At 41.9% G+C, this 7896-nt stretch carries 10 protein-coding genes and 1 pseudogene; 6 read left to right on the forward strand and 5 right to left on the reverse strand.

Features of this window, described 5'->3' with window-relative positions; translation table 11 throughout:
* Positions 1-401, forward strand: a pseudogene (avtA, locus tag A3766_RS23920) (valine--pyruvate transaminase); the annotation flags it as partial.
* Here avtA and A3766_RS23925 read toward each other — a convergent pair.
* Entirely contained in the window at positions 398-1405 is a 1008-nt protein-coding gene (locus tag A3766_RS23925; RefSeq protein WP_068510326.1) for an AraC family transcriptional regulator, read from the reverse strand. The pseudogene avtA and the gene A3766_RS23925 overlap by 4 nt on opposite strands.
* A gap of 115 nt (positions 1406-1520) precedes the next feature.
* On the opposite strand from A3766_RS23925, the gene A3766_RS23930 reads away from it, so the two are divergent.
* From A3766_RS23930 to A3766_RS23940, 3 genes are all read left to right on the forward strand, one after another.
* Positions 1521-2426 (forward strand): sterol desaturase family protein, encoded by a 906-nt coding sequence (locus tag A3766_RS23930; RefSeq protein ID WP_068510320.1) that lies wholly within the window; start codon positions 1521-1523, stop codon positions 2424-2426.
* 64 nt (positions 2427-2490) lie between these two features.
* A complete protein-coding gene (locus A3766_RS23935; protein ID WP_068553365.1) occupies positions 2491-3366 on the forward strand; it encodes an endonuclease/exonuclease/phosphatase family protein in 876 nt (291 codons plus the stop codon).
* A 117-nt stretch (positions 3367-3483) separates the two neighbouring features.
* The gene (locus A3766_RS23940) at positions 3484-3702 is read left to right on the forward strand and encodes a hypothetical protein (protein WP_068508004.1); all 219 of its coding nucleotides are present in this window, start codon (positions 3484-3486) and stop codon (positions 3700-3702) included.
* 38 nt (positions 3703-3740) lie between these two features.
* On the opposite strand, the gene A3766_RS23945 is transcribed toward A3766_RS23940, so the two are convergent.
* The 3 genes from A3766_RS23945 to A3766_RS23955 all read right to left on the reverse strand — a co-directional run bounded on the left by A3766_RS23945 (position 3741) and on the right by A3766_RS23955 (position 5735).
* Positions 3741-4124 carry an MmcQ/YjbR family DNA-binding protein gene (locus tag A3766_RS23945; RefSeq protein WP_068508006.1) on the reverse strand — a complete coding sequence of 128 codons (384 nt, stop codon included), beginning with the start codon at positions 4122-4124 and terminating at the stop codon, positions 3741-3743.
* Between the two features lie 15 nt (positions 4125-4139).
* A complete protein-coding gene (locus A3766_RS23950; protein WP_068634336.1) occupies positions 4140-4874 on the reverse strand; it encodes a DUF3108 domain-containing protein in 735 nt (244 codons plus the stop codon).
* Positions 4875-4970: 96 nt separating this feature from the next.
* Complete coding sequence (locus A3766_RS23955) at positions 4971-5735, reverse strand: YciK family oxidoreductase (protein WP_068510315.1); 765 nt, start codon at positions 5733-5735, stop codon at positions 4971-4973.
* A 242-nt stretch (positions 5736-5977) separates the two neighbouring features.
* On the opposite strand from A3766_RS23955, the gene A3766_RS23960 reads away from it, so the two are divergent.
* The gene (locus A3766_RS23960) at positions 5978-6403 is read left to right on the forward strand and encodes an SRPBCC family protein (RefSeq protein WP_068510313.1); all 426 of its coding nucleotides are present in this window, start codon (positions 5978-5980) and stop codon (positions 6401-6403) included.
* Between the two features lie 64 nt (positions 6404-6467).
* On the opposite strand, the gene A3766_RS23965 is transcribed toward A3766_RS23960, so the two are convergent.
* Positions 6468-7217, reverse strand: coding sequence for a phosphoadenylyl-sulfate reductase (locus A3766_RS23965; protein WP_082880493.1), 750 nt, complete (start codon positions 7215-7217; stop codon positions 6468-6470).
* Positions 7218-7387: 170 nt separating this feature from the next.
* Here A3766_RS23965 and thrH point away from each other — a divergent pair.
* A partial coding sequence (gene thrH, locus A3766_RS23970) for a bifunctional phosphoserine phosphatase/homoserine phosphotransferase ThrH (RefSeq protein ID WP_068643111.1) occupies positions 7388-7896 on the forward strand: 509 nt, incomplete at its 3' end.

Genomic DNA, 7896 nt, shown 5'->3' on the forward strand with positions numbered 1-7896 from the left:
TCGGCAGCATAATGGCGAAAGATTTAGTCGACAGTAAAAGAATACTCACCTTAAGTAATGAGGTAATAAGACCTTACTATTTGTCTAAAGCTGAAAGAGCGCGCGACCTTTTATGTGAGTTACTTCAGGGTCTGCCTTTCTTAATCCATAAAGTAGAAGGTGCAATGTTTATTTGGTTATGGTTGAAAGATTGCCCCTTAAGTAACCAGGAGTTGTATGAGAAGTTGAAAGACAAAGGTGTATTAATTGTATCCGGGCATCACTTTTTTCCGGGCTTAAGTGATGACAATTGGAAGCATAAATCCGAATGCTTACGAATAACCTATTCACAAGATGATGTTCTGGTCGATAAAGGGCTTCGTATCATCGCTGATGAGATTAAAAGGGCATATTCTGTCTAAGACAGGTAGCGCTTTTGATACTGAAGCGGTGAACACTTGTACCACGTAGAAAATGCGCGGGTAAAACTACTTTGTTCGCTATAACCTAGCAGCAAGGCAATTTCGGAAAGCGTCAGTTTCGGATCTTTTAGGTAATTTATTACCATCGATTTTCTTATTTCCTGAAGAATATCTCTAAAAACTTTACCTTTTGATTTTAAGCGACGATGAAGCGTACGCTCAGACATGTTGATTCGCGAAGCGACGGTATTCGTATCAGCATCACCCTCATGTAAGCAGCGAATAATCGTATCGGTAAGTTCGGCTATAAAGGTGTCGCAATCTGGTAGGCTTATTAGTAAGTCTTCTGCTTGTTTGCCTAGTATGCCGTGAAGTGTGATATCAGAGTGCGGAATTGGAATATCTAGATCACTTACCGAGAAGGCGATAGACAACTTTTCTTGCTGACTGTAAACAGGACAACAAAAATAATTTTTACACGATTTAGCTCGGTCATCACTTAAAGCTTGCGTAAAGTGAATGGCTGAAAGATTTAATTTTTTCGGGAAAATAATCTCATTAACTATCGTCACCATTGCACTAAGTAATAATTCGTCGGAACATTGGCTTGAATAACCGTAATCCGGGTTCCACACCAGGCAAAATGAATTGTCAGGATTTAGTTCCGTGTGTGCAAGACTTCCTGCGTAGATCAAGCCCTGAAATCGTTTGAAGCAAGCTAACGCTTCACCCACGTTTCTGGCCGTGCGAAACAGGTAGCCGAGTACGCCTACATGCTCAACCTTTATATACCTTCCTATTTCAAGGCCCAACGCGTCGTATGGCGTTAGCGCTTCTAATTCTTCTAATAAACGCCACCATTGTGCAAAAGACATATGTTGCTTAGCGGATAAATAGTCAAGCTTCTGTTCATACAACGGAAGACTAAGACCGCTTTGCTTAATAAAGGTCTGTAGGTATCCGACAACATCCCGAGAGATAAAAAAATCATTTAAAGAATTCATAAGCTGATTGTAATGGTGGCGCAGATTGTCAAAAAATATTATTGCTATGACAATAATAGATGCTGCTTGTGGAATAAACTAGCTTTAATTACTGATTAGTTTGAAGGAGCAATTCATGAGCGACTTACTACATGCCTTGGGCTTTATTATGCTTTTTGGCAGCGTGTTTATATCAATTATTTGTCTTGAGGCTTGGTACTGGCATAGGAAGGGAAGAAAAGATGCCTACCATTTAAAGGAAACGCTAACGAATATTGCAACCGGTGGGATTTATAAAATATTCGATGGGATTGCTATTGCCCTGTTTATTCAGGCATTTTATGAGTTTGTTGCTCAATACGGGTTTCAGTATAAAATTGAAGATGGTTTGTTGAGTTACCTATTCCTATTTATCGCATGCGATTTTTTCTTTTATATCTACCACTACGGTATGCATAAAATACGTTGGTTATGGTCAATACATGTAACGCACCATTCGTCTAAAATTATGAATTTTTCTACCGCTTTGCGCCAAAACTTTTTAATGGATGTTAATTTTGGCTGGATGATCTGGTGGTTGCCACTAGCAATCATTGGCTTCGACAAAGATCTTGCTTTAATTGCGATTGAATTAAGCCTGTCTTATCAATTCTTCCTTCATACCGAGCTTATTGGAAGGTTGGGAGTATTTGAAAAGGTTTTCAATACACCTTCGCACCACAGGGTTCATCATGGCTGCAAACCGGAGCAGATCGATACAAACTTTGGTGGCGTGTTAATAATCTGGGATCGCTTGTTTGGAACCTTCGTAGATGAGCGTGATGCGGGTAAGGTTGTTTACGGACTAACTGAGCGACAACCGACAACCCTGAATCCAATTCGCTTGAACCTGGATGAATTTATCCAGATGTTTAAAGATGTTATTCAATATAGGGACCTCAAGATATTCTATAAGTCTCCTGCTTATGTAAATAAGTATCAGTCGTCTAATTTGCATGACGAACCGCGCGATCAAACAATATCCGCTACAAATGTTCCGTAACCTTGTCGTAACGGTCTATAGGTTCTTGCTATGATGGAGGCTCGCAGAAAAGAGTGAAACCCTAATGGTAATTCGATCTATGATTATGGGGGTCTGTATATTGTGTTGTACAGGCTTAAACGCAGAGCTTCGCGTAATGACTTTAAATACCGAATGGCTATGGACCCCTTATGACGGTAAAGCTGACGGTAGTAAAGTGACGATACGAGACATGTCAAAGAAGGATTACCTAACTGAGCTGGCATTCTATGCGAAGCTTGTTAGAGAGCATAGGATAGATATTCTAGCGGTGTCAGAAATTGAAAATAAGTACGTTGCGATCGATTTGGCAAACCGTTTTGGCAAAGACTGGAAAGCGTATTTTACACAGGGAAGGGATACGGCAACGGGCCAAGATGTTGCCTTAATCAGCCGTTTGGAACCAGTCAAAGGTAGTTTAACAAACTACGGCTTCCCTTGCGGAAAAACCAATGGTGTCAAAAAGAAAAAGTGTCTGAGTAAGGTTGTCGGTGCACGCTTCTACTTAGATAATGCTTCCGGGGAGCAAGTCGCAGTTATAAGCTCTCATTTTCTATCGAAGCGAAATGATAGCAAGAGCAAGCGCTTAAAGCGTGAAAGCCAGGCATTGGCGCTGTCGAAAGCCGTTGAACGCGAAGCAAACGATTTTTCCTCGACTAAAGTCGCGAAGGTTATTGCTTTAGGGGATTTTAACGATACAGCGAACTCTACAGTGTTGAAGTTGTTACGAGCTAAAGGCTCCTTATTATCAGCCAGTAGTTGCAGAATGCAAGACAGTATAGAATCTCACTCAAAACCCAAGCACCGCAAGAAGTCTCTAGTTGACCATATTTTGTATCGTGGGTTGACCTGTCTTGATGATTACGCGGTGTCCACCGGCAGCTACTCAGATCATCCAGCGATTGTTGCTATTTTACGTTAACGCCAATTGCTAAGCTTGCAAGCGTTCAAATTGCTTAACTACTTAAATCTTTTGTTTGCGCAAGTATTATCTGCGATTATTATTCGGAGATAGAATTGTTTTAAGAGGGAGTGGTAAATGGTGCTGTTCTGGCCAATTCAGCAAGAGCTTGATTGCATAAGTAATAGCGGTCAAATTCTGGGTAAAATAAAATTTGACGGAGATAAAGAAGAGTACAGATTTTATCCCAATAATGAGTCGCTTGCCTTATCAGGCGCCGAGCAAACCATGATTAATGAGCGAATATCGGGTCTCGAGTCGGGGAAGTATATAATTCCTATGCAGGATGATGATTAATTTGCTGGCTGGTAAGAATACAGACTAGCCTGTCTTCGCTAATCTTTGTACAAAGCTTCTTTTCCATAACTCAGTTCCAAGGCTTGGCGTTCGGCTTTTCTCAGCTTTTTTACGACAAGTTTGTAGGAGTGGTCGATCATTCGTTCAATTTCACCGACAGGGATGCTTCCGTCAAGAATTACGGTATTCCAGTGGAGTTTGTTCATGTGGTAACCGGGCTTTACGGCTTCAAAAAGGTCGCGTAGCTCGTTTGCTTGATCTGGGTCGCACTTTAGGTTCATTTGGGCAATGTTGTCATTAACGCCAAGCGTAGCAAACATCTTAGCCTTAATTTTCGGAACCATAACATCTGGGCCAAAAGGGTAGTCTTCTCTGGCTTCAGGTTTTGATAGTAAGTACTGTTTTGCTGTCTCGTAGTTCATACGCTTCGCCCTTGGCTATTTAAATGTAACTTCTGTGCCGTTAACGTTAGCTGTCTCTAGATGTATTTCATACTCTTCTCCATCTTTCTCGATCTGTGTCATCTTGAGAAGAAGCATAGGGTATTTCTCTGAAACCCATAGGTAGGTCTGGCGTTTGCTGTCATCTGCGCGAACCTTTTTTACGACCAGCGCTTTGGCCTCACCAAGCTTTGTAGTAATTAATTCTTCACCGGTTTTTACGAACGTGCTGGGTCTAAGTTTTTTCTTATGTGCTATTTGGAAATCCAGACGAGGAGAGGGACTGTCTAGCTCTCGTAGAAGTTGCAACTGATAGCTAAGGCGGTCGTAGGTGTTACTGGGTATACCCGTAATTTCCCAGTCTGCGCCTTTGCTACGACCATTAACCATATCTGCCTGCCAGTCGAAATGGACCTTAGCTTTTCTATCTCGGCCAAACATGGGGCTAAGTCTATAGTTGTAGCCTTGTGGTAAAAGGCGGCCATCTTCGAAAGTAAACTGGGTGCTTTCGTTTATATCGGCTACAAAAGAGCGGACATTAAAACTATAGTGCCAGCGGTTTTCATCCATTTTCTTCAGATGTCTAGCAGCCTTGCCTTTGATTTTGATTCCTTTTTTTATATTAGCGCTATAGGTGGCGCTATGAGGAACCAATTCAAAGGAATGTGTGCTAAAGCTAATGCAGGATAGGCTGCTTAGTAGTAACAAGCTGGAAAGAAAGAACTTCATCATTATCTCTTACTTATATTGTTGCTGTTACTTTAGCTTAGCATTCGGTTCTAAAGGCGAGGTGGCCAATAGATTACCAAGAATTATAGGCCTTTTATGTTATTCGTTCGGTCTTGCGTTGGATTGAGCATCAAAGGCTTGGCCCGTTACTTTTTCGCTGTCTTTACCCATTAGATAGAGGTAAACAGGCATGATCTGTTCAGGGCTAGGGTTATTATGCGGGTTTTCTGCAGGGTATGCATCGGCTCGCATATTGGTGCGCGTGGCGCCAGGGTTAATGCTATTCACTTTAATAGTTTTATCTGTCCCATTTAGCTCATCAGCAAGTACTTGCATTAAACCTTCGTTTGCAAATTTGCTGACAGAGTATGCACCCCAAAATGCGCGCCCCTTTCTGCCAACACTAGAAGAGGTGAAAATAATAGAAGCATCTTCGGAGTTTCTAAGTAGTGGTAGCAGCGTCTTTGTCAGCATAAAAGGAGCGTTAACGTTTACCTGCATCATTTTGTTCCAAACAGGTACTTCGTATTGCTCAATACTAGTAAGAGACCCAAGCTGCGCCGCGTTGTGTAAGATGCCATCGATATGAGTGAATTCTGCTTCGATCGAGTTAGCAACGTCGATATAGTCTTTCTCGACAGCGCCTTCCAAGTTCATTGGAATTATTGCCGGCTTTGGGTAGCCTTTGGATTCAATCTCGTCATATACTTTTTCTAGCTTTGAAACGGTTCGCCCCAATAAAATTACAGTTGCTCCATGCTTGGCAAAGCTAAGTGCTGCGGTCTTGCCGATTCCATCACCCGCTCCGGTAACTAAGATGACTTTGGATTGTAGTAGGTCTTTCGGGGCTTGGTAGTCAAACATAGGGGTCTCATATTTACGGTTATATTGGAGGGCGTCGTCATTTCATGATGCCGCTTGCTAATTCTAGTAAAACCAAAGCGGCTTAGCTACAAGATTTCACGCCTATACTGTCTTTAGCGCTTAATTTCTTAAGTAGTAGCTTTTCGCTTTAAAGCCCGGAATATTTATATATAATGACTGGGGGTCACGGCTGTTTTGTCGTGCCGCTATCCATTATTAAATCGCCAAAAGGTAAGTGATGCATGTCTGTTAATACAATAAAAATGAAGCAAATTTTCAATGCGCCAGTCAGTGAGGTATTTGCCACACTTAGTGATCATAATACTTTCGGTAAGATTTGTGGTATCAATATGTCTAGAGTTGTTGATGGTGCTGATGGTGCTAACGGCTTGGGTTCGGTTAGAGAGATCAAGATCGGGATTTTACCGGGCTTTGAAGAAACGATTACTGAGTTTAAACCAGATGAGTTTATTCAATACAAAATCACTAAAGGAAGCCCCATTAAGAACCATGTAGGAGAGCTTAGATTTAGTGAGGAAGGCGGCGCTACAACGCTAGACTACACGATAGAGCTTGAGTCTAAGATTCCACTGACTACCAGTATTATTTCGAAAGGCCTGGAGCAGGGGATCTCTAAAGGCTTGCAGAAGTATGCGCAATCGTTATAGAGAGCAAGGCTCCTTTTAGTTAAACAAGGCCGCGAATTAGCGGCCTTGTTGTATCGACGACGGCTTATTTACTTTCGGTAATGTGCAAGCCGCATTCTTTTTGAGTCGCTTCCTCCCACCACCAGCGACCTTCACGCTCATGCTGGGTAGGCAATACTGCTTTAGTGCAGGGCTCACAACCAATACTGGTAAAGCCTTTTTCGTGCAGTTCGTTGTAAGGCACTTCAGAAAGCCTAATGTAGTCCCAAACTTCTTTAGAGCTCCAATTCGCAAGCGGGTTGAATTTGATTAACTTACGCTCGTCGCTTGAGTTGCCATGATCAATCTCAATAACAGCAACTTCAGAGCGAGTGCTTGGGCTTTGATCTTTACGTTGGCCGGAAACCCACGCATTCAAGGTACCAAGCTTTCTTTTCAAAGGCTCTACTTTACGAATGCCACAGCATTCTTTATGCCCGTCTTCAAAAAAACTGAATAGCCCTTTTTGCTTAACAAAAGCCTCTAGTCGCTCAGCATTGGGGGTCATTAATTCAATGTCGATGTTATAGTGTTGGCGAACCTTTTCAATAAAGCGGTAAGTTTCTGGATGTAATCGGCCTGTATCTAGCGAGAAAACCTGAAGGTCGTCAGTTAGTCGATGAGAAAGCTCAATCAAGGCAACATCTTCTGCGCCGCTGAAAGAAATTGCAATGTTATCGAAGGTGTTCACCGCAAATTTTAGAATTTCGCGAGGTGATTTACTTGAAAGCTCATCATTTAGCTGCTGAACGGCTTCATCGGTAATTGTGGCGGGGTCGTTAAAGTCAATCGACATTATTTGGTCTCTGTATATGCTTTGTTTTAATACTAATGTGGTATTAGCAATATGAGCTCGATTCTAACGAAGATTTTACATTATGCAAGGCGCTAGCTTTTAGTTAGAATAGCGCTTCGAATTTTCACTATCGAAAGATATTAACCTTTATTATAAAGACGGAGTGCGTCGTGGAATTAGTTTGTCTTGATTTAGAAGGGGTATTGATCCCTGAAATATGGATAGCATTTGCTGAAAAGACCGGAATAGAAGAGCTTAAGGCGACCACTCGTGATATACCAGATTATGACGTATTGATGACTCAGCGCCTTCGTATCCTTGAAGAAAACGGTTATGGTCTTAATGAGATTCAAGCTGTTATCGCTGAACTCGATCCGCTTCCAGGTGCTAAAGAGTTTATTGACTGGTTGTCTACTCGCTTTCAGGTAATTATTCTTTCTGATACGTTTTATGAGTTTGCAATGCCGCTAATGGCAAAGCTAGGCTTTCCAACACTATTCTGTCATAAGCTTGAAGTGGCTGAAGATGGAAAGATTACTGACTATGTTCTTCGCCAGAAAGACCCTAAGCGTCAGTCTGTTAGAGCCTTCCAATTATTGAACTATCGTGTAATTGCAGCAGGCGACTCTTATAATGACACAACTATGCTGAAGCAGGCTGAAGCAGGCATCCTGTTTAA

The sequence above is a fragment of the Oleiphilus sp. HI0132 genome, assembly GCF_001635845.1.

Excerpts from the sequence above, each read along its gene's own strand:
- A3766_RS23925 (WP_068510326.1), bottom strand. The coding sequence starts at position 1,405 with ATGAATTCTTTAAATGATTTTTTTATCTCTCGGGATGTTGTCGGATAC.
- A3766_RS23930 (WP_068510320.1), top strand. The coding sequence starts at position 1,521 with ATGAGCGACTTACTACATGCCTTGGGCTTTATTATGCTTTTTGGCAGC.
- A3766_RS23935 (WP_068553365.1), top strand. The coding sequence starts at position 2,491 with ATGGTAATTCGATCTATGATTATGGGGGTCTGTATATTGTGTTGTACA.
- A3766_RS23940 (WP_068508004.1), top strand. The coding sequence starts at position 3,484 with ATGGTGCTGTTCTGGCCAATTCAGCAAGAGCTTGATTGCATAAGTAAT.
- A3766_RS23945 (WP_068508006.1), bottom strand. The coding sequence starts at position 4,124 with ATGAACTACGAGACAGCAAAACAGTACTTACTATCAAAACCTGAAGCC.
- A3766_RS23950 (WP_068634336.1), bottom strand. The coding sequence starts at position 4,874 with ATGATGAAGTTCTTTCTTTCCAGCTTGTTACTACTAAGCAGCCTATCC.
- A3766_RS23955 (WP_068510315.1), bottom strand. The coding sequence starts at position 5,735 with ATGTTTGACTACCAAGCCCCGAAAGACCTACTACAATCCAAAGTCATC.
- A3766_RS23960 (WP_068510313.1), top strand. The coding sequence starts at position 5,978 with ATGTCTGTTAATACAATAAAAATGAAGCAAATTTTCAATGCGCCAGTC.
- A3766_RS23965 (WP_082880493.1), bottom strand. The coding sequence starts at position 7,217 with ATGTCGATTGACTTTAACGACCCCGCCACAATTACCGATGAAGCCGTT.